At 51.9% G+C, this 20,016-nt stretch carries 16 protein-coding genes; 11 read left to right on the top strand and 5 right to left on the bottom strand.

Going from position 1 to position 20,016, the window contains the following annotated elements:
* Positions 1-176: 176 nt before the first annotated feature.
* On the top strand, positions 177-452 hold the full coding sequence (yahO, locus tag ACLJPE_RS09220; RefSeq protein WP_000848026.1) for a DUF1471 family periplasmic protein YahO: 276 nt from the start codon (positions 177-179) through the stop codon (positions 450-452).
* Between the two features lie 135 nt (positions 453-587).
* On the opposite strand, the gene prpR is transcribed toward yahO, so the two are convergent.
* Positions 588-2,213 (bottom strand): propionate catabolism operon regulatory protein PrpR, encoded by a 1,626-nt coding sequence (gene prpR, locus ACLJPE_RS09215; protein ID WP_039514449.1) that lies wholly within the window; start codon positions 2,211-2,213, stop codon positions 588-590.
* Between the two features lie 265 nt (positions 2,214-2,478).
* Between prpR and prpB the strand changes: the two genes are divergently transcribed.
* From prpB to prpE, 4 genes are all read left to right on the top strand, one after another.
* Complete coding sequence (prpB, locus tag ACLJPE_RS09210) at positions 2,479-3,366, top strand: methylisocitrate lyase (RefSeq protein ID WP_039514447.1); 888 nt, start codon at positions 2,479-2,481, stop codon at positions 3,364-3,366.
* A 110-nt stretch (positions 3,367-3,476) separates the two neighbouring features.
* Positions 3,477-4,646, top strand: a complete 1,170-nt coding sequence (gene prpC, locus ACLJPE_RS09205) for a 2-methylcitrate synthase (RefSeq protein ID WP_001285878.1) — start codon at positions 3,477-3,479, stop codon at positions 4,644-4,646.
* A 39-nt stretch (positions 4,647-4,685) separates the two neighbouring features.
* Positions 4,686-6,137, top strand: a complete 1,452-nt coding sequence (locus ACLJPE_RS09200; RefSeq protein WP_000107076.1) for a bifunctional 2-methylcitrate dehydratase/aconitate hydratase — start codon at positions 4,686-4,688, stop codon at positions 6,135-6,137.
* 40 nt (positions 6,138-6,177) lie between these two features.
* Positions 6,178-8,064, top strand: a complete 1,887-nt coding sequence (prpE, locus tag ACLJPE_RS09195) for a propionate--CoA ligase (protein WP_000010219.1) — start codon at positions 6,178-6,180, stop codon at positions 8,062-8,064.
* A 103-nt stretch (positions 8,065-8,167) separates the two neighbouring features.
* On the opposite strand, the gene hemB is transcribed toward prpE, so the two are convergent.
* Positions 8,168-9,142, bottom strand: a complete 975-nt coding sequence (gene hemB / locus ACLJPE_RS09190) for a porphobilinogen synthase (protein ID WP_000130724.1) — start codon at positions 9,140-9,142, stop codon at positions 8,168-8,170.
* 512 nt (positions 9,143-9,654) lie between these two features.
* Here hemB and ehaB point away from each other — a divergent pair.
* Both ehaB and iprA read left to right on the top strand, forming a co-directional pair.
* Positions 9,655-12,666 carry an autotransporter adhesin EhaB gene (gene ehaB / locus ACLJPE_RS09185; RefSeq protein WP_039514445.1) on the top strand — a complete coding sequence of 1,004 codons (3,012 nt, stop codon included), beginning with the start codon at positions 9,655-9,657 and terminating at the stop codon, positions 12,664-12,666.
* A gap of 85 nt (positions 12,667-12,751) precedes the next feature.
* Entirely contained in the window at positions 12,752-13,375 is a 624-nt protein-coding gene (iprA, locus tag ACLJPE_RS09180) for a hydrogen peroxide resistance inhibitor IprA (protein ID WP_000950235.1), read from the top strand.
* Positions 13,376-13,419: 44 nt separating this feature from the next.
* Here iprA and ampH read toward each other — a convergent pair whose 3' ends face one another.
* Positions 13,420-14,577: a D-alanyl-D-alanine-carboxypeptidase/endopeptidase AmpH gene (ampH, locus tag ACLJPE_RS09175; RefSeq protein ID WP_000830775.1), complete on the bottom strand. Its 1,158-nt coding sequence runs from the start codon at positions 14,575-14,577 to the stop codon at positions 13,420-13,422.
* 346 nt (positions 14,578-14,923) lie between these two features.
* On the opposite strand from ampH, the gene sbmA reads away from it, so the two are divergent.
* Together sbmA and yaiW are read left to right on the top strand one after the other, a co-directional pair.
* Positions 14,924-16,144, top strand: coding sequence for a peptide antibiotic transporter SbmA (gene sbmA, locus ACLJPE_RS09170; RefSeq protein WP_000477023.1), 1,221 nt, complete (start codon positions 14,924-14,926; stop codon positions 16,142-16,144).
* A gap of 14 nt (positions 16,145-16,158) precedes the next feature.
* Positions 16,159-17,253 (top strand): surface-exposed outer membrane lipoprotein YaiW, encoded by a 1,095-nt coding sequence (yaiW, locus tag ACLJPE_RS09165; protein WP_001271421.1) that lies wholly within the window; start codon positions 16,159-16,161, stop codon positions 17,251-17,253.
* 37 nt (positions 17,254-17,290) lie between these two features.
* Here the strand turns inward: yaiW and ACLJPE_RS09160 are convergent, their stop codons facing one another.
* Entirely contained in the window at positions 17,291-17,599 is a 309-nt protein-coding gene (locus ACLJPE_RS09160; RefSeq protein WP_000763139.1) for a YaiY family protein, read from the bottom strand.
* 267 nt (positions 17,600-17,866) lie between these two features.
* Here ACLJPE_RS09160 and ACLJPE_RS09155 point away from each other — a divergent pair, with 267 nt between their 5' ends.
* A complete protein-coding gene (locus ACLJPE_RS09155) occupies positions 17,867-18,082 on the top strand; it encodes a DUF2754 family protein (protein ID WP_001239240.1) in 216 nt (71 codons plus the stop codon).
* Positions 18,083-18,107: 25 nt separating this feature from the next.
* On the opposite strand, the gene ddlA is transcribed toward ACLJPE_RS09155, so the two are convergent.
* Positions 18,108-19,202 carry a D-alanine--D-alanine ligase gene (gene ddlA / locus ACLJPE_RS09150; RefSeq protein ID WP_023251918.1) on the bottom strand — a complete coding sequence of 365 codons (1,095 nt, stop codon included), beginning with the start codon at positions 19,200-19,202 and terminating at the stop codon, positions 18,108-18,110.
* A gap of 77 nt (positions 19,203-19,279) precedes the next feature.
* On the opposite strand from ddlA, the gene ACLJPE_RS09145 reads away from it, so the two are divergent.
* A complete protein-coding gene (locus tag ACLJPE_RS09145; RefSeq protein WP_031601937.1) occupies positions 19,280-19,993 on the top strand; it encodes an extensin family protein in 714 nt (237 codons plus the stop codon).
* Positions 19,994-20,016 lie beyond the last annotated feature (23 nt).

Here is a 20,016-nt window from a genome sequence, read left to right as displayed (position 1 = left end):
CAGATGATTGCGAGAGAGATCACAAAGCAGGGGCGTTTTAATCCGCGTTGTTACGCCGACAGAACGGGGGCTGACTGGATTTTTTCAGCAATTTACACTACTTATTTAATCAGTCCGAACGGCCTTTTTGTTCTGATAAAGCGATGATGGCGTAATAATAAAACGAGGGTTTTGCTATGAAAACTGGCTACAAGGTTATGCTTGGCGCATTAGCGTTTGTCGTGACAAACGTTTATGCCGCAGAAATCATGAAAAAAACAGACTTTGATAAAGTCGCCTCCGAATACACGAAAATTGGCACGATTTCCACCACCGGGGAAATGTCGCCGCTGGATGCCAGAGAAGATTTAATCAAAAAGGCGGATGAAAAAGGGGCGGATGTGGTGGTGCTGACGTCCGGGCAGACAGAAAATAAAATTCATGGTACGGCTGATATTTATAAAAAGAAATAAAAGCGTTGCATCATAAAAATACCCGCCTGGGTTTCCGGCGGGTATTTTTATTCCTGGCAAACGGTATCCGTTTTGCCGGATGACGACCTGCAGTAAACGTAGCGCCATCAGGCATTCAGGACGCTGTCATTTGTCTTAATTACCCGACTGGTCTTTGGCACCTGCTTTTAAACGACGCCACAGAGTGGTGCGGCTAATCCCCAGATAACGCGCCGCCGCGGTCTTATCGCCATTAAAGCGCGCCAGTACATCCTGTAACGCGTGCGCATCCACGGTTGAAGGCGTCAGCTCTGCTGTGTTCACCATAAGCTCAGGTAATAACTGCCGCATAAATTGCCTGTCCAGCGTTGGCGCGGGATCGACGCTTAAAAAAAGCGCCAGGCGCTCCATCATATTACGCAGTTCGCGAATATTACCGGGCCAGCGCCAGGCCAGCAAAAGCGGCTGACACTGTGTCAATCCATGACGTATCGATTCGGTAAACGGAATTTCCATCGCCGCCAGCGACTGTTTTAAAAAGTTTTCCGCCAGCGGCAAAATATCAGCCTGCCGCTCGCGCAAAGGAGGAAGCGTCAGACGCAGAATACTCAGGCGATAAAAGAGATCGGGGCGAAAACGTCCTTGCATTATCTCCCGATCCAGATCGCAATGCGTAGCGCTGATCACCCGGACATCCACCGGGATCGGCTGGTGTCCGCCGACGCGAGTGACGGCTTTTTCCTCCAGTACGCGCAAAAGTCGGGTTTGTAACGGCAAGGGCATTTCGCCGATTTCATCCAGAAACAGCGTGCCGCCGTGTGCGATTTCAAACAGCCCCGCCCGACCTCCTCGTCGTGAACCGGTAAACGCTCCCTCTTCATAACCAAACAGTTCCGCTTCCAGCAACGACTCGGTAATCGCGCCGCAATTGACGGCGACAAAGGGAGGGGATGGCTTATTCTGACGGTGAGGCTGGCGGTGAAAAAACGTCTGGTGAATCGCCTGCGCCGCCAGCTCTTTTCCGGTCCCTGTTTCCCCCTGAATCAGCACTGCCGCACGGGAGCGGGCATAGAGCGTAATCGTCTGGCGGAGCTGCTCCATTTGCGGCGACTGGCCGCGTATATCGCCCAGTTCATACCGGGTTTGTAATCCCTTGCCGGATGGGTAATCCACGCGCTGGCGCCGTGTCAGACGGGTCATATCCAGCGCATCATGGAAAGCCTGACGAACGGTCGCCGCGGAATAAATAAAGATGGCGGTCATTCCCGCTTCTTCCGCCAGATCGGTAATTAATCCCGCGCCGACGACAGCCTCAATACCGTTGGCCTTAAGTTCGTTAATTTGCCCGCGCGCGTCCTCTTCGGTGACATAGCTTCGCTGTTCAAGACGGAGGTGAAACGTTTTCTGAAAGGCAAGTAAAGCCGGAATGGTCTCCTGATAGGTCACGATACCGATAGACGAGGTGAGCTTTCCCGCTTTCGCCAGTGCCTGTAATACATCGAATCCGCTGGGCTTGATGAGGATCACCGGTATTGACAGGCGACTTTTTAAATAGGCTCCATTCGAACCCGCCGCGATAATCGCGTCGCAGCGCTCGGTCGCCAGTTTTTTGCGAATGTAGGTCACCGCCTTTTCAAAGCCGAGTTGAATAGGCGTGATGGTCGCCAGATGATCGAATTCCAGGCTGATATCCCGAAACAGTTCGAACAGACGCGTTACGGAGACGGTCCAGATCACCGGTTTATCGCTATTATCGCGCGGAGCGCTGTGGGCAGTCGTCATCGCAGTAAGTTCATCTTTAAGGGGCGATTTTTTGTTTTAAACGTGTTTCATAAATGTTGCAATGAAACAGGGCGATTCGTTTCATGAAACGTTAGCTGACACGTTTTTCTTTTACCTTAATCGCGCTTATTCATAACAGAAATGACTGTAATCACCTGTTTTTAAATCTCATTGTATTTAATTTTCTCGCTGCCTCTTTGCCTGGCATAGCCTTTGCTTTGGTGAATACATCTTGAGTAACAATTTACTAACATGAGGACGAGATATGTCTTTACATTCGCCGGGGCAGGCATTTCGCGCCGCGCTCGCTAAAGAGAATCCATTACAAATTGTCGGCGCGATCAATGCTAACCATGCTCTGTTGGCCCAACGGGCCGGGTATCAGGCTATCTATCTTTCTGGCGGCGGCGTAGCGGCAGGCTCGCTTGGACTGCCGGATCTGGGGATTTCTACGCTGGATGATGTGTTAACCGATATCCGGCGCATCACGGATGTTTGCCCGCTGCCGCTGTTGGTGGATGCGGATATTGGCTTTGGCTCCTCCGCCTTTAATGTCGCGCGGACGGTAAAGTCCATAGCCAAAGCGGGCGCCGCCGCGCTGCATATTGAAGACCAGGTTGGCGCTAAGCGCTGTGGACACCGTCCAAACAAAGCGATCGTCTCGAAAGAGGAGATGGTAGACAGAATTCGGGCGGCAGTGGATGCGCGCACCGATCCGAACTTTGTGATCATGGCGCGTACCGATGCGCTGGCGGTGGAAGGGCTGGGGGCGGCTCTCGATCGCGCGCAGGCTTACGTGGACGCGGGGGCTGACATGCTGTTCCCGGAGGCGATCACCGAACTGTCGATGTACCGCCAGTTCGCCGACGTGGCGCAGGTGCCGATCCTCGCCAACATCACTGAGTTTGGCGCGACGCCGCTGTTTACGACCGACGAGTTGCGCAGTGCAAACGTGGCGATGGCGCTCTATCCGCTGTCGGCGTTTCGCGCCATGAACCGCGCCGCAGAAAGAGTCTATACCGTGCTGCGCCAGGAAGGGACGCAAAAGAACGTGATCGACATCATGCAAACCCGCAACGAGCTGTACGAAAGCATCAATTACTACCAGTTCGAAGAGAAGCTGGACGCGCTGTACAGGAATAAAAAATCGTAGCCTGTAGGCCTGATAAGGCGAAGCCGCCATCAGGCAATGCCGGATGGCACTACGTTTATCCGGCTTACACGCCTCAATACCCTACACATTAAAAAAATGACGAGGACACTATGAGCGACACCACGATCCTGCAAAATAATAACCATGTCATTAAGCCCAAAAAATCCGTCGCCTTGTCTGGCGTACCTGCCGGAAATACCGCTCTGTGTACCGTGGGAAAAAGCGGTAACGATCTGCACTATCGCGGTTACGACATTCTCGATCTGGCGGAGCACTGCGAATTTGAAGAAGTCGCGCATTTACTGATCCACGGAAAATTACCGACCCGCGACGAGCTGAACGCTTATAAAAGCAAGTTAAAAGCGCTGCGCGGATTACCCGCCAATGTCCGTACCGTTCTGGAAGCGTTACCGGCGGCCTCGCACCCGATGGACGTGATGCGTACCGGCGTTTCCGCGCTGGGCTGCACCCTGCCGGAAAAAGAGGGACATACCGTCTCCGGCGCGCGCGATATTGCCGATAAGCTGTTGGCCTCGCTCAGCTCTATCCTTCTTTACTGGTATCACTACAGCCACAACGGCGAACGTATTCAGCCGGAAACCGACGATGATTCCATCGGCGGCCATTTCCTGCATCTGCTGCATGGTGAAAAGCCAACCCAAAGCTGGGAAAAGGCGATGCATATTTCGCTGGTGCTGTATGCCGAGCATGAGTTCAACGCCTCGACGTTTACCAGCCGGGTGATTGCCGGGACCGGCTCGGATGTCTACTCCGCGATTATCGGCGCGATTGGCGCGCTGCGGGGCCCGAAACACGGCGGGGCGAATGAGGTGTCGCTGGAAATTCAACAGCGTTATGAAACGCCGGACGAGGCAGAGGCGGATATCCGTAAACGCGTGGAAAACAAAGAGGTGGTGATTGGCTTTGGACATCCGGTTTACACCATCGCCGACCCGCGCCATCAGGTGATCAAACGGGTGGCGAAACAGCTTTCAGAAGAAGGCGGCTCGCTGAAGATGTACCACATCGCCGACCGTCTGGAAACGGTGATGTGGGAAACCAAAAAGATGTTCCCGAATCTCGACTGGTTTTCGGCGGTCTCCTACAACATGATGGGCGTCCCTACCGAAATGTTCACCCCGCTGTTTGTCATCGCCCGCGTTACCGGCTGGGCGGCGCACATTATTGAACAGCGTCAGGACAACAAGATTATTCGCCCCTCTGCCAACTATACCGGGCCGGAAGATCGTCCGTTTGTCTCGATAGACGATCGTTGCTAACTCACTCTTATTAAAAATAAAATGCAGGAAACGTACCCTATGTCTACCCAAGAACTGAACATCCGCCCGGAATTTGACCGCGAAATCGTCGATATCGTGGATTACGTGATGAACTACGACATCACCTCAAAGGTGGCGTACGACACCGCGCATTATTGCCTGCTCGACACGCTCGGCTGTGGTCTGGAAGCGCTGGAATACCCGGCCTGTAAAAAATTGCTTGGGCCGATCGTACCAGGCACGGTGGTGCCCAACGGCGCACGCGTGCCGGGCACCCAGTTCCAGCTCGATCCGGTACAGGCAGCTTTTAACATTGGCGCGATGATCCGCTGGCTCGATTTTAACGATACCTGGCTTGCCGCCGAGTGGGGCCATCCTTCTGATAACCTCGGCGGTATTCTGGCGATTGCGGATTGGTTGTCACGTAACGCCGTCGCCGCCGGCAAAGCGCCGCTGACCATGAAACAGGTATTGAGTGGGATGATCAAAGCCCATGAAATTCAGGGCTGCATCGCGCTGGAAAACGCCTTCAACCGTGTCGGGCTTGATCATGTGCTGCTGGTCAAAGTGGCCTCGACCGCGGTGGTCGCTGAAATGCTGGGGCTGACGCGCGATGAGATCCTCAACGCGGTATCGTTGGCGTGGGTCGACGGCCAGTCGCTGCGCACTTATCGTCATGCGCCGAATACCGGTACGCGCAAATCCTGGGCGGCGGGCGATGCGACTTCGCGCGCGGTACGTCTGGCGCTGATGGCGAAAACCGGCGAGATGGGCTATCCCTCGGCGCTCACCGCCAAAACCTGGGGCTTCTACGACGTTTCATTCAAAGGTGAAACGTTCCGTTTCCAGCGCCCTTACGGCTCCTACGTGATGGAAAACGTGCTATTCAAAATTTCTTTCCCGGCAGAATTCCACTCGCAAACCGCCGTCGAAGCGGCGATGACGCTGTATGAGCAGATGCAGGCCGCGGGTAAAACGGCAGCGGATATCGAGAAAGTGACCATCCGCACCCACGAAGCCTGTCTCCGCATTATCGATAAAAAAGGCCCGCTCAATAACCCGGCGGACCGCGATCACTGTATCCAGTATATGGTCGCCGTGCCGTTGCTGTTCGGACGGTTAACCGCGGCGGATTATGAAGACGAGGTGGCGCAGGACAAGCGTATTGACGCCCTGCGCGAGAAAATCGTGTGTTATGAGGACCCGGCTTTTACCGCCGACTATCACGACCCGGAAAAACGTGCTATCGGCAATGCGATCACCGTGGAGTTTACTGATGGCTCACGCTTTGGCGAGGTTGTCGTGGAGTATCCGATTGGTCATGCGCGTCGCCGCGCCGACGGTATTCCGAAGCTTATCGAAAAATTTAAAATAAACCTGGCGCGTCAGTTCCCGACTCGCCAGCAGCAACGCATTCTGGATGTCTCCCTGGACAGAGCCCGCCTGGAGCAGATGCCGGTTAACGAATACCTCGATTTATATGTCATCTGAGCCAGCCAGCAGTAAGGCGTAAGTTCAACAGGAGAGCGTGATGTCTTTTAGCGAATTTTATCAGCGTTCCATTAACGAACCGGAGGCGTTCTGGGCCGAGCAGGCCCGGCGTATCGACTGGCGACAGCCGTTTACGCAGACGCTGGATCATAGCCGTCCACCGTTTGCCCGCTGGTTTTGCGGCGGCACCACTAACTTATGTCATAACGCCGTCGACCGCTGGCGGGATAAACAGCCGGAGGCGCTGGCGCTGATTGCCGTCTCATCAGAGACCGATGAAGAGCGCACATTTACCTTCAGCCAGTTGCATGATGAAGTCAACGCTGTGGCCGCCATGTTGCTGTCGCTAGGCGTGCAGCGTGGCGATCGCGTATTGGTCTATATGCCGATGATTGCCGAAGCGCAGATAACCCTGCTGGCCTGCGCGCGCATTGGTGCGATCCATTCGGTGGTCTTTGGCGGTTTTGCCTCGCACAGCGTGGCGGCGCGCATTGACGATGCCAGACCGGCGCTGATTGTGTCGGCGGATGCCGGAGCGCGGGGCGGTAAAATCCTGCCGTATAAAAAGCTGCTTGATGACGCTATTGCGCAGGCGCAGCATCAGCCGAAACACGTTCTGCTGGTGGACAGAGGGCTGGCGAAAATGGCGTGGGTGGATGGGCGCGATCTGGATTTTGCCACGTTGCGCCAGCAGCATCTCGGCGCGAGCGTGCCGGTGGCGTGGCTGGAATCCAATGAAACCTCATGCATTCTTTACACCTCCGGCACTACCGGCAAACCGAAAGGCGTCCAGCGCGACGTCGGCGGTTATGCGGTGGCGCTGGCAACCTCGATGGACACCATTTTTGGCGGCAAGGCGGGCGGCGTATTCTTTTGCGCATCGGATATCGGCTGGGTCGTCGGCCACTCCTATATCGTTTACGCGCCGCTGCTCGCAGGCATGGCGACTATTGTTTACGAAGGACTGCCGACGTACCCGGACTGCGGGGTCTGGTGGAAAATTGTCGAGAAATACCAGGTTAACCGGATGTTTTCCGCCCCGACCGCGATTCGCGTGCTGAAAAAATTCCCGACGGCGCAAATCCGCAATCACGATCTCTCCTCGCTGGAGGCGCTTTATCTGGCCGGTGAGCCGCTGGACGAGCCGACGGCCAGTTGGGTAACGGAGACGCTGGGTGTGCCGGTTATCGACAATTATTGGCAGACGGAGTCCGGCTGGCCGATCATGGCGCTGGCCCGCGCGCTGGACGACAGGCCGTCGCGTCTGGGAAGCCCGGGGGTGCCGATGTACGGTTATAACGTCCAGCTACTCAATGAAGTCACCGGCGACCCCTGCGGCATAAATGAAAAAGGCATGCTGGTGATTGAGGGGCCGCTGCCGCCGGGCTGTATTCAGACTATTTGGGGCGACGATGCGCGTTTTGTGAAGACTTACTGGTCGCTGTTTAACCGTCAGGTTTATGCCACCTTCGACTGGGGAATCCGCGATGCCGAGGGGTATTACTTTATTCTGGGCCGTACCGATGATGTGATTAATATTGCGGGCCATCGGCTGGGGACGCGAGAAATAGAAGAAAGTATCTCCGGTTACCCGAACGTAGCGGAAGTGGCGGTGGTGGGGATAAAGGACGCTCTGAAAGGGCAGGTAGCGGTGGCGTTTGTCATTCCGAAGCAGAGCGATACGCTGGCGGATCGCGAGGCGGCGCGCGACGAGGAAAAAGCGATTATGGCGCTGGTGGACAACCAGATCGGTCACTTTGGTCGTCCGGCGCATGTCTGGTTTGTTTCGCAGCTCCCCAAAACGCGTTCCGGAAAGATGCTTCGCCGCACGATCCAGGCGATCTGTGAAGGCCGAGATCCGGGCGATCTGACAACTATTGACGATCCCGCGTCGTTGCAGCAAATTCGCCAGGCGATCGAGGAATAGCCGTAAGCCGGATAAGCCGCGTCCGGCAACGGGTTAGCGTCAGCGACTGAATAGTGGGGTGTAAAGTTGGGAAAGGGCGGCAGCGCGCCGCCCTGTAACAGAATTAACGCAGAATATTTTTCTCAGCCAGATCCAGCGCGAAGTAACTGAAAATCAAATCGGCGCCGGCGCGTTTAATCGAGCCCAGACTTTCCAGCACGACCTTTTCTTCATCAATGGCGCCAGCCATAGCAGCAAATTTAATCATGGCGTATTCACCGCTCACCTGGTAAGCGCCAAGCGGCAACTCTGTGCGTTCGCGGATTTCACGCAGCACGTCCAGATACGCGCCGGCCGGTTTCACCATTAAGCAATCCGCGCCCTGGGCTTCGTCGAGCAGTGATTCGCGAATCGCTTCACGGCGGTTCATCGGATTCATTTGATACGTCTTGCGGTCGCCTTTTAACGCGGTACCCGCTGCTTCACGGAAGGGGCCGTAGAAAGAAGAGGCGAACTTGGTGGAGTAGGACATTATTGCCGTATCGGTAAAACCGGCGGCATCCAGCGCCTGGCGGATAGCCTGGACTTGTCCATCCATGGCCGCGGAGGGCGCAATAAAATCTGCTCCAGCCGCCGCCGCGATAACGGCCTGCTTGCCGAGGTTGGCCAGCGTCGCATCGTTATCCACACCGTGTTCGCACAACACGCCGCAGTGGCCGTGCGAGGTGTATTCGCAGAAGCAGGTGTCGGACATGACAATCATCTCCGGCACGGTTTGCTTACAGATGCGGGACATTCTTGCCACCAGGCCGTCTTCTTTCCAGGTATCGCTGCCGGTGTCATCAGTATGGTGGGAAATGCCGAAGGTCATAACGGAACGAATGCCAGCATTTGCGATACGTTCAATCTCTCGCGCCAGCTGCTTTTCCGGGATACGCATTACGCCGGGCATGGCATCAATAGCTTTGTAATCGTCGAGTTCTTCTTCAACAAAGATCGGCAACACCAGGTCGTTCAGGCTAAGTGTTGTCTCTTCAAACATAGCGCGCAGCGCAGCGGATTTGCGCAGGCGGCGAGGGCGATGGATAAGGTCTGTCATGGTCTGCCTGATGTTTGTGGAATCGAAGGCCCAGTATACCTGAATCTGCAGGCAGATGTTTTACGAAAACGGTCCTTAACGTAGCAGGCGCAGCCCCAGCGGCGGCAGAACATGGCGCTTCTTTTATATACCGGAGATTAATACCTCAGGTACTATATCATTTTAAATAAGAATTAGTTTTACGTTGTTTTTAGTTTTATTTCATCGTCATTTAAGTAAATGTGGGTTTTAACATTATTCATATTTATTTTATTTTTCTTTAATCCATATTTATCTCATATGTATTTTATTTTTTTATTTTCTTGTAACCTCATGAAAAAGAATGATTTTTAATTATCCATTTTCCTTTTATTACGTCTTTTTAATTCATGTCCGAATCCGGACTGAGGATAAAGAATAATTGAACCTTTTAGCAATGACGCCGCATAATCCTCCTTGCTAAACATCTATATGTTTTTATGCATTGATAATTGATGGATCAACTATATTACGTCCCTGAGGAGGGATGACAAATGCACTCCTGGAAAAAGAAACTTGTAGTCTCACAATTAGCATTGGCTTGCACTCTGGCAATCACTTCTCAGGCGAATGCTACTACTAATGATATTTCTGGTACCACTTACAATACGTTTCATCACTACAACGATGCGACCTACGCTGATGGCGTTTATTATGATGGCTATGTAGGTTGGAACAACTACGCAACTGATAGTTACTATAACGGTGACATTTATCCTGTAATCAATAACGCGCGAGTTAATGGCGTTATTTCTACCTACTATCTGGATGATGGCGTTACTACCAATACTAATGCGAATAGCCTGACAATTAAAAACAGTACTATTCATGGTATGATTACCTCCGAGTGTATGACTACCGATTGCGTAAATCGTGACACCGGGTATGTATATGATCGCCTGGCGCTGACCGTTGATAACTCTACCATTGATGACAACTACGAGCATTATACCTATAACGGTACCTATACCGATGGTACTGCGGATACGCATGTTGTTGATGTTTATGACATGGGTACCGCGATTACACTGGATCAGGAAGTTGATCTGTCTATTGTAAATAATTCTCATGTTGCTGGTATTACCCTGACTCAGGGCTACGAATGGGAAGATATCGACGATAACACCGTTAGCACTGGCGTAAACAGCGGTGAAGTATTTAATAACACAATCAATGTTGCTGATTCTACCGTAACCTCTGGCTCATGGTCTGATGAAGGTACTTCCGGCTGGTTTGGTAATACTAATAACGCTAGCGATTACAGCGGTTCTTATACTGCTGATGACATTGCGATTGCGGCAATTGCAAACCCATACGCTGATAATGCAATGCAGACGACGGTCAACCTCAGCAACTCCACGCTGATGGGCGATGTTGTATTCTCCAGCAATTTCGATGAGAACTTCTTCCCGAATGGAGCGGATAGCTATCGTGATACTGATGCTGACCGCGACACGAACGGTTGGGATGGCACTGACCGTATGGATGTTACCCTGAATAATGGTAGCAAATGGGTTGGTGCAGCAATGTCTGTACATATGACAGACACTGGTACTGATGCCGATGGAGACGGTGTTTTTGAATATACTGTAGATACTGACGGCGACGGTATTCTTGATGCCACATCTCCGGATGGAGTTTACGATTCTTATGCTGTAGGTACCGAGGCAACTGCAAATCTGATCGATATCGCAGCTAATAGTCTGTGGCCATTATCAACTGTAGGTGTTGATAACATTTATACTGACTACAGTGAGTATAACCATATCGTTGGTAACGAAGTTTATCAGAGCGGCCTGTTTAACGTGACCCTGAATACCGGATCACAGTGGGACACTACTAAAACTTCTCTGATTGATACGCTGAGTATCAATAGTGGTTCTGTTGTCAATGTTGCTGATTCTACTCTGGTTTCTGACACTATCGGCCTGACTGGTGGTTCTGCTCTGAACATCAATGAAGATGGTCATGTTGCAACTGATACCCTGTCTATCGATAACAGTACCGTTACGATTGCTGATGATGTTTCTGCTGGCTGGAGCGTAAATGATGCTGCCCTGTACGCAAACACTATCAACGTAACCAATAATGGTGTACTGGATGTTGGTAATAGCGCTTCTAATGCGCTGCAGGTTGATACTCTGAACCTGACCAGCTACACCGATGCTAACGGTTATGTGAACGCAGGTGTTTTCAACATCGAAAGTAACCGTTTCGTACTGGATGCTGACCTGACTAACGATCGTACTAACGACACGACTAAGTCTAATTACGGTTATGGCGTGATTGCGATGAACTCTGATGGTCATTTGACCATTAACGGTAACGGCGATACTTACGATACCGACCAGACGGAAGCAGGTCAGGATGAAGTTGATAACGTTGGTGACAATGTTGCAGCTGCAACCGGTAACTATAAAGTACGTATCGACAATGCTACAGGCACGGGTTCTGTTGCGGATTATAAAGGTAATGAGCTGATCTATGTTAACGATAAGAACAGCACCGCTACCTTCTCTGCTGCAAACAAAGCTGACCTGGGTGCTTACACCTATCAGGCTAAGCAGGAAGGCAACACTGTCGTGCTGGAACAGATGGAACTGACCGACTACGCTAACATGGCGCTGAGCATTCCTTCTGCGAACACCAATATCTGGAACCTGGAACAAGACACCGTTGGTACTCGTCTGACCAACGCTCGTCATGGCCTGGCGGATAACGGCGGCGCATGGGTAAGCTACTTCGGCGGTAACTTCAACGGCGACAACGGCACCATTAACTACGATCAGGATGTTAATGGCATCATGGTCGGTGTTGATACCAAAGTTGATGGTAACAACGCTAAGTGGATCGTTGGTGCGGCAGCAGGCTTCGCGAAAGGCGATCTGAGCGATCGTACCGGTCAGGTGGATCAGGACAGCCAGTCTGCCTACATCTACTCTTCCGCTCGTTTCGCAAACAACATCTTTGTTGATGGTAACTTGAGCTACTCTCACTTCAACAACGATTTGTCTGCTAACATGAGCGACGGTACTTACGTTGACGGCAACACCTCTTCTGACGCCTGGGGCTTTGGCTTGAAACTGGGTTATGATCTGAAGCTGGGTGATGCAGGCTACGTAACGCCTTACGGCAGCGTATCCGGTCTGTTCCAGTCTGGCGACGACTACCAGCTGAGCAACGACATGAAAGTTGACGGTCAGTCCTACGACAGCATGCGTTATGAAATCGGTGTAGATGCAGGTTATACCTTCACTTACAGCGAAGATCAGGCGCTGACGCCGTACTTCAAACTGGCTTACGTTTACGACGACTCCAACAACGATGCTGACGTAAACGGCGACTCTATCGACAACGGCGTAGAAGGTTCTGCGGTACGTGTTGGTCTGGGTACTCAGTTCAGCTTCACGAAGAACTTCAGCGCCTACACCGATGCTAACTACCTCGGCGGCGGTGATGTTGATCAAGACTGGTCTACAAACGTTGGTGTTAAATATACCTGGTAATCATTTTCTCTCAGGAGAAATAAAGGTAATTTAAACTGAAAAATGCCCGTCAAGGACTTGACGGGCATTATTGCAAGGAATGCATATGTTATCTTTAAGCAAGCCACTACAGGAATTCAACAGACTCGATAAATGCCTTTCTAAGCATGGTACGCGTTTCGAGTTTGTTAACGATAAAGAGATTATCTGTTCACCTGATGAAAGTAATACCCATACCTTTGTTATTTTAGAGGGGGTTGTTTCGTTAGTTCGGGGTGATAAAGTTCTTATTGGTATTGTGCAGGCCCCCTTTATTTTCGGCTTAGCCGATGGTGTGGCGAAAAAAGAGGCACAATATAAATTAATTGCGGAGAGCGGTTGCATCGGTTATCGCCTCTCATCATCACAAACTCTCGCCATCATTGAGCAGAACCAACTGTGGCGTGAAGCCTTCTGTTGGATAGTATGGAAAAGCCAGGTACTGGAACTTCGTGACAAGCAGCTCATTGGTAATAATTCTTACGACCAGATTCGTGCGACGTTAATGACAATGATTGAGTGGGATGAAGAACTTCGCTCACGTATTGGTGTTATGAATTATATTCATCAACGAACGCGCGTATCGCGATCGGTGGTGGCGGAAGTTCTCGCGGCCCTGCGTAAGGGTAATTACATTGAAATGAATAAAGGCAAACTGATCAGTATTAACCGTTTGCCCTCCGAATATTAACAAAAATGTTGCGCCTCGTCTGATATAGCGCGAGGCGCGACGACTCAGGATGCAGGAATAGCAATCGGTTTATTGCCGCTTAACTCAGTAACCAAATCGTTAATCCCGTCGCTCATATTGGTAAAACGAGTGAGGGGGGAACGGGTTACGACCACAAAAGCGCCAATATTATATTGTGGGATCATCGCCATATAGGTAATAAAACCGCCGCCGCCTCCTGTTTTCTGGATAATGCCAGGACGTCCGTCTTTTGGCGCCATATAGACCCAGCCCAGACCGAGCGCGTCGGCTTTACCTGGTACGTCCATCCCGATGATTTTCTTTAACTGTGTGCGCTGATAAATCAACGTTTGCATACGATCGGCCTGATGGCTACGGTGATAGAAATCTGACGACAGATACTGTTGCATCCAGCGCATCATATCTCCTGGCGTAGAATAGACCCCGCCGCTGCCAATGGCAGCCAGCGTATTATTACAGGGGCTTGCGCCTTTTTCTGCCACCATCAGACGCTTACACTGATCGGGAGAGGGGGTAAACGTGGTGTCTTTCATTCCCAGCGGGCGGGTAATCTTTTCTTCAAACAGTTGCGTATAAGGTTTGCCGGAGGCGGTCGCCAGCGCGTCGGCTAACAGGTCGAACGCCAGATTGGAATAGGCCGCCTGCGAGCCTGGCGCGACTTTTAACGTTGCTGTGGAGAGCCAGTTCCAGCGTTGTTCGCGGGTTGGCCAGACAAATACCGGACGATGCGCCGCGCCGCCGGGCTGTTCTCGCGGAAGCGCGCTGGTGTGGGTCGCTAAGTTGACTAACGTAATCGGCGTGCCTTGATACGTCGGGACATGCGCGCCGGGAGGCGCATATTTGCTGAGAGGGTCGTTTAATTTTACCGTTCCCTGATCGAGCAATTTTACCAACATTTCACTGGTCATTAGCTTGGTGAGAGAAGCGATACGAATGACCGAATCAAGCTGTGGACGAACATTATTGCCCGGTCTGGTGTCACCGAAACTACGAAACACGCGTTGATTGCCGTCGATCACCACCAGCGCCATGCCCGTGGCGCCGCTACCATAAAAGATATGCTCGGCATAACGATCAACGATATCAGAGGCAAAAACCGGATCGGCAATCGGCTGAGCCGCCTGGACAGAAGTAAGTGATGCCGCAAACAGCATGGCAGTAAAAAGCAGACTACGTTTCAACGGTGATGTCCATAAGTGAAATAACGGTGGTTATGCGTATTTATACTACCCGGCGGCACATTGCAAAACGTCAAAGAGAAAAAAGTGGGTGAAAAAACGTAACGGCGGGTTTTCGTGATGAAGAATGTTTACTTTTGTGATAGAGCGCTTGTGATAACCTGATAGCGCCAGCCTGCCTGCTTAGAATGAAACTCGTCGAAACAATTCTGTTGAGCAGAAGTGCGAACTAAGCGTCACAACGTAGGTCACAATGCCTGGTTTAGCCCTTTCATTTGCGTGGGCATGGCGTGATATTGCCGCCGTTACAGCAGCCGTAATAAAGAGAAGAAGTTAGCAGGAGAGCATGATGTTTAAATCTTTTTTCCCAAAGCCAGGGCCGTTTTTCATGTCGGCGTTTGTTTGGGCGCTGATCGCCGTCATTTTCTGGCAGGCGGGAGGAGGAGATTGGGTGGCGCGACTTGTAGGGGCATCCGATGAAGTGCCTATCAGCGCAGCGCGCTTCTGGTCGCTGGACTATCTGATTTTTTATGCTTATTACCTGATTTGCGTGGGTTTATTTGCAACGTTCTGGTTCATCTATAGCCCGCACCGCTGGCAGTATTGGTCGATACTTGGCACCTCGCTCATTATTTTTGTCACCTGGTTTTTGGTGGAGGTTGGCGTTGCGGTTAACGCCTGGTACGCGCCGTTCTATGATTTGATTCAAACGGCGCTCAGCTCGCCGCACAAGGTCACTCTTGGTCAATTTTATCATGAAGTGGGGGTGTTTCTCGGTATTGCGCTTATCGCCGTGGTGATCGGTGTGCTGAACAACTTCTTTGTCAGCCACTATGTATTTCGCTGGCGTACCGCAATGAATGAGCACTATATGGCGCACTGGCAGTACCTGCGCCATATCGAAGGGGCCGCCCAGCGTGTGCAGGAGGACACCATGCGTTTTGCCTCTACACTGGAGAATATGGGCGTGAGTTTTATCAATGCCATCATGACGCTCATCGCCTTTCTGCCGGTGTTGGTCACCCTGTCAGCGCATGTGCCGGATTTACCCATCGTAGGGCATATCCCTTACGGCCTGGTCATTGCCGCCATAGTCTGGTCATTAATGGGGACGGGCCTGCTGGCAGTCGTCGGGATCAAATTGCCGGGGCTGGAATTTAAAAATCAGCGAGTGGAAGCCGCTTATCGTAAGGAGCTGGTCTACGGTGAAGATGACGCCAGCCGCGCCACGCCGCCAACCGTCCGTGAACTGTTTAGCGCGGTGCGTCATAACTACTTCCGTCTCTACTTTCACTATATGTATTTCAACATCGCGCGCATTCTCTATTTGCAGGTCGATAACGTTTTCGGTTTGTTCCTGCTGTTTCCTTCCATTGTTGCCGGTACGATTACGCTGGGGCTGATGACGCAAATCACCAACGTGTTTGGTCAGGTGCGCGGTTCGTTCCAGTATTTGATTAACTCCTGGACGACGCTGGTGGAGCTGATGTCTATTTATAAACGTTTACGTAGCTTTGAACGTCAGTTGGATGGTCAGCCAGTTCAGGAAGTGACCCACTCTTTTAGCTAACAGAAGGAAACGTTATGTCGGCGGCGTCCCGTCTTTATCCTCTGCCTTTTCTGGCGGTCGCCATATTGGCTGGCTGTAGTAGTCAATCCGGGCAGCCGGTGAGCAAGGGCGAGAAGCCTGTCGACGTGGCAAGCGTAGTACGTCAGAAAATGCCGGCCAGTGTCAAAGACAGAGAGGCCTGGGCGAAAGACATCGCGACAACGTTTAAGAGTCAGGGGCTGGCGCCGACGGTAGAAAATATCTGTTCGGTGCTGGCTGTCGCCCAGCAGGAGTCCGGTTATCAGGCGGATCCTGTCGTGCCGGGACTAAGTAAAATCGCCTGGCAGGAGATTGATCGCCGCGCTGAACGACTACACATTCCGCTGTTTCTGGTGCACACCGCGCTGAAAATTAACTCCCCCAACGGCAAGAGCTATAGCGAACGCCTGGACACGGTAAAAACCGAAAAACAGCTTAGCGCTATTTTTGACGACTTTATCAATATGGTCCCTATGGGGCAGACGCTATTTGGCTCATATAACCCGGTGCATACGGGCGGCCCGATGCAGGTCAGCATTGCCTTTGCCGAACAGCACGCGAAAGGCTATCCGTGGAAGATGACGGGTACGGTACGTCAGGAGGTCTTTACGCGCCGTGGCGGATTGTGGTTTGGAACCTACCATTTGCTGAATTACCCGGCGAACTACAGCGCGCCTGTTTTCCGCTTCGCCGACTTCAACGCGGGATGGTACGCCAGCCGTAACGCTGCGTTCCAGAATGCCGTCAGTAAAGCCAGTGGGGTAAAACTGGCGCTGGATGGCGATCTGATTCGTTATAACAGCAAGGAACCGGGCAAAACAGAGTTAGCGGTGCGCAAACTGGCAGGGCAGTTGGGAATGAGTGAGCGTGAAATTCGCAGCCAACTGGAGAAAGGCGATAGCCTGGCGTTTGAAAAAACGGCGCTCTACAAGAAAGTCTATAAACTGGCCGAGGCCAAAACGGGTAAGACGCTTGCGCGGGAAATGTTGCCCGGTATTCAACTGGAAAGTCCGAAGATCACGCGTAAGCTGACGACCGCCTGGTTTGCTAAACGAGTTGATGAGCGGCGGGCGCGGTGTATGGGGCGATAAATTTCGCGCTGGGATATTTTCTCCAGCGCGCTAAGGTTTATTGGTGACGGTGACGCCAGCGTAAAAACGCGGCGATAACGGCGAAAATGAGGCAGCCCGTGAGGAAGGGCACCAGGCCAAAAATCGTCCCGACGCCCAGCCCAATCTCTACCCGCGGTCGACCTGTATCCTGTACCTGCATCAGATGCTCATAGATGCCCGGCGCATGAACCAGCAGGTTTAAGAGTTGCGCTCCGGCCCAGAAGCAAAACAGTACAAATATGGCGTAAGCAATATTTCCGGGCGTAGAGGAGGTTTCTCGATGCTTCCCGCTGAACAGCGATTTTGAGAGAGTGAAATCAGCCATAAAGACCTCCAGGATGATCGGCTACGATCTGGCGTTATGCCATCGGCTTACTGTGAAGTCTGACAGGTCATTGTGTTTGTCAATATCAGAATCATGGTAATTTCACATACGGAATGTATCCATCGCGTAAATTTTTGTTAGTTGTCACAAAACGATCACTTTTATCAAAATCAATTAACATTTAAGAAATTCCGTATCCCCCACAGACTCGCCCGCCAGAAGTATGCAAAAATACATTTTTGTTGCTGTTAATACGTCGGAGTCGTTATGCGTTTGCCTGTAAAAATTCGTCGTGACTGGCACTACTATGCCTTCTCTATTGGCCTTATCTTTATTTTGAATGGCGTCGTAGGATTGCTGGGTTTTGAGGCGAAAGGATGGCAAACCTATGGCGTTGGGCTGGTAACGTGGATTATCAGCTTCTGGCTGGCGGGGTTCATCATTCGCCGGCGCGAAGATGATGAGGTAAAAGACGCCCGATAAACGTTGCGCTATCGGGCGTGCGCTATTACATCGTGGTTTTTAAGGCGTTATTCGCCGTATGGCGTTCCAGCGCCAGCTCAATCAGGCGGCTGATCAAATCGGTATAGCCCAATCCGCTCGCCTGCCAGAGTTTTGGATACATACTGATATTGGTAAAACCTGGCAGCGTATTGATCTCGTTAATCACGACCTCATTGTCTGCCGTTAAGAAGACATCGACACGCGCCATACCCGCGCACCCCAGCGTCTGATAAGCCTGGATCGCGATCGCGCGGATCTTGTCATTCACCTCGGAAGGGAGCTGCGCAGGCACGACAACTTGTGCGCCGTTATCATCAATATACTTAGTATCGTAGGCGTAAAATTCGCTATTCAGTACGATTTCGCCACAGGTACTGGCCTGTGGGTTATCGTTACCTAATACGGCGCATTCGATTTCGCGCCCCTTGATCCCTTGCTCTACCACCACTTTATGATCGAATTCGAAAGCCAGCGCGACCGCCTGCTGATATTGCGCTTCGTTAGCGACTTTACTGACGCCGACCGAAGAGCCCTGATTGGCGGGCTTAACGAACAGCGGCAGTCCCAGACGGGATTCAACCTCGGCAAAACTAAACGCGTGACGATTCGTTCGGGTGAGTGTAATAAACGGGGCGATATTCAGTCCTGCATCGCGTAGCAGTCGTTTGGCGACGTCTTTATCCATGCAGGCTGCGGAGCTCAGCACGTCTGAACCGACAAACGGTAAGTTTGCGACGCGCAGCATCCCCTGCAATGAGCCGTCTTCGCCCAGCGTACCGTGGACGATAGGAAAAATAACATCTACCGTCGGTAGCGGCTGCCCGTTCTGGGCGTTAATCAACTGGTGTTGGTGTTTGCCAGGCACCTGGGCCAGACTGATTGCCGAAGGACGTAGCGCGATATGTGCCGGATCGTCTGCATTCTGCAAATAATTTTCCGCATCGTTAACATGCCATTGTCCTGCCTTATCTATCCCTAACAGCACCACGTCGAAGCGGGTTTTATCGATCGCATCAACGATATTTTTCGCTGATTGCAAAGACACTTCATGTTCCGCCGACTTACCGCCAAATACTATTCCTACCCGCAATTTCGCCATCTTAAAAACCCATTCCATCGAATGCAAAGCGTATACATTACCACGACAAAACGCGGGTTTCGCGGGCTTCTGCCATAATGTTTATGGGATGTGAGAACGGAGGCCGCGTGAGAGGTAAGGGTTTTCTGATTATTGTGCTGTTGGGCGGCATTGGCGGACTGGGATATCGTTATCTTCCCTCTTATTATAATCCTTTTGCTCCGCTACAACTTGCCGATCCGCAAGGCTGGATCACTACCTTCAAACTACAGCGCCTTACGCTGTCGCAGTGCCGGGAGCTTTTGACGGCGGCCAATCAACAGGGATTAATTTCATCACAACCTGTTGCGGATAGCACTGGTGAATGTCCCTTGTCCCATGTTGTGCGCGTCAGAGATTTTGGCCAGGTCAAACTGAGCAGCAGTTTTTTAGCCTCCTGCCCGTTGGCGCTGCGCTCCGCGCTGTTTGTCGAACAGCAGGCAAAACCTTTAACAGAAACGTGGATGAAGCGCCGCCTGACCCGCATCGAACATCTGGGCAGCTATGCCTGCCGTAATATTTATCACCGCCCGGATGCGCGTCGCAGTGAACATGCCAGCGCAGAAGCGCTGGATGTCAGCGGGTTTCAGCTATCGGATGGCCGAAAAATCACTGTTCTGCGCGGCTGGGGGCGTGAGGAGACGGGGCCCTGGTTACGCGCTATGTTAAACGCCAGTTGCCATTATTATGGCAATGGGCTCGGGCCTGACTATAACGCTGCTCATGCTAACCATTTTCATCTTGGAATGCGGGGCTACGGCGTGTGTCGTTAAAGCATAAACGTCTGCCTTGCGCG

It is taken from the genome of Salmonella sp. SAL04196, assembly GCF_046550835.1.
In the GTDB taxonomy this organism is placed as follows: Bacteria; Pseudomonadota; Gammaproteobacteria; order Enterobacterales; family Enterobacteriaceae; genus Salmonella; species Salmonella enterica.
This window is presented reverse-complemented; position numbering and strand designations above follow the sequence as displayed.

Coding starts and splice junctions, on each gene's coding strand:
- yahO (WP_000848026.1), top strand. CDS start 177: ATGAAAACTGGCTACAAGGTTATGCTTGGCGCATTAGCGTTTGTCGTG.
- prpR (WP_039514449.1), bottom strand. CDS start 2,213: ATGACGACTGCCCACAGCGCTCCGCGCGATAATAGCGATAAACCGGTG.
- prpB (WP_039514447.1), top strand. CDS start 2,479: ATGTCTTTACATTCGCCGGGGCAGGCATTTCGCGCCGCGCTCGCTAAA.
- prpC (WP_001285878.1), top strand. CDS start 3,477: ATGAGCGACACCACGATCCTGCAAAATAATAACCATGTCATTAAGCCC.
- ACLJPE_RS09200 (WP_000107076.1), top strand. CDS start 4,686: ATGTCTACCCAAGAACTGAACATCCGCCCGGAATTTGACCGCGAAATC.
- prpE (WP_000010219.1), top strand. CDS start 6,178: ATGTCTTTTAGCGAATTTTATCAGCGTTCCATTAACGAACCGGAGGCG.
- hemB (WP_000130724.1), bottom strand. CDS start 9,142: ATGACAGACCTTATCCATCGCCCTCGCCGCCTGCGCAAATCCGCTGCG.
- ehaB (WP_039514445.1), top strand. CDS start 9,655: ATGCACTCCTGGAAAAAGAAACTTGTAGTCTCACAATTAGCATTGGCT.
- iprA (WP_000950235.1), top strand. CDS start 12,752: ATGTTATCTTTAAGCAAGCCACTACAGGAATTCAACAGACTCGATAAA.
- sbmA (WP_000477023.1), top strand. CDS start 14,924: ATGTTTAAATCTTTTTTCCCAAAGCCAGGGCCGTTTTTCATGTCGGCG.
- yaiW (WP_001271421.1), top strand. CDS start 16,159: ATGTCGGCGGCGTCCCGTCTTTATCCTCTGCCTTTTCTGGCGGTCGCC.
- ACLJPE_RS09160 (WP_000763139.1), bottom strand. CDS start 17,599: ATGGCTGATTTCACTCTCTCAAAATCGCTGTTCAGCGGGAAGCATCGA.
- ACLJPE_RS09155 (WP_001239240.1), top strand. CDS start 17,867: ATGCGTTTGCCTGTAAAAATTCGTCGTGACTGGCACTACTATGCCTTC.
- ddlA (WP_023251918.1), bottom strand. CDS start 19,202: ATGGCGAAATTGCGGGTAGGAATAGTATTTGGCGGTAAGTCGGCGGAA.
- ACLJPE_RS09145 (WP_031601937.1), top strand. CDS start 19,280: ATGTTTATGGGATGTGAGAACGGAGGCCGCGTGAGAGGTAAGGGTTTT.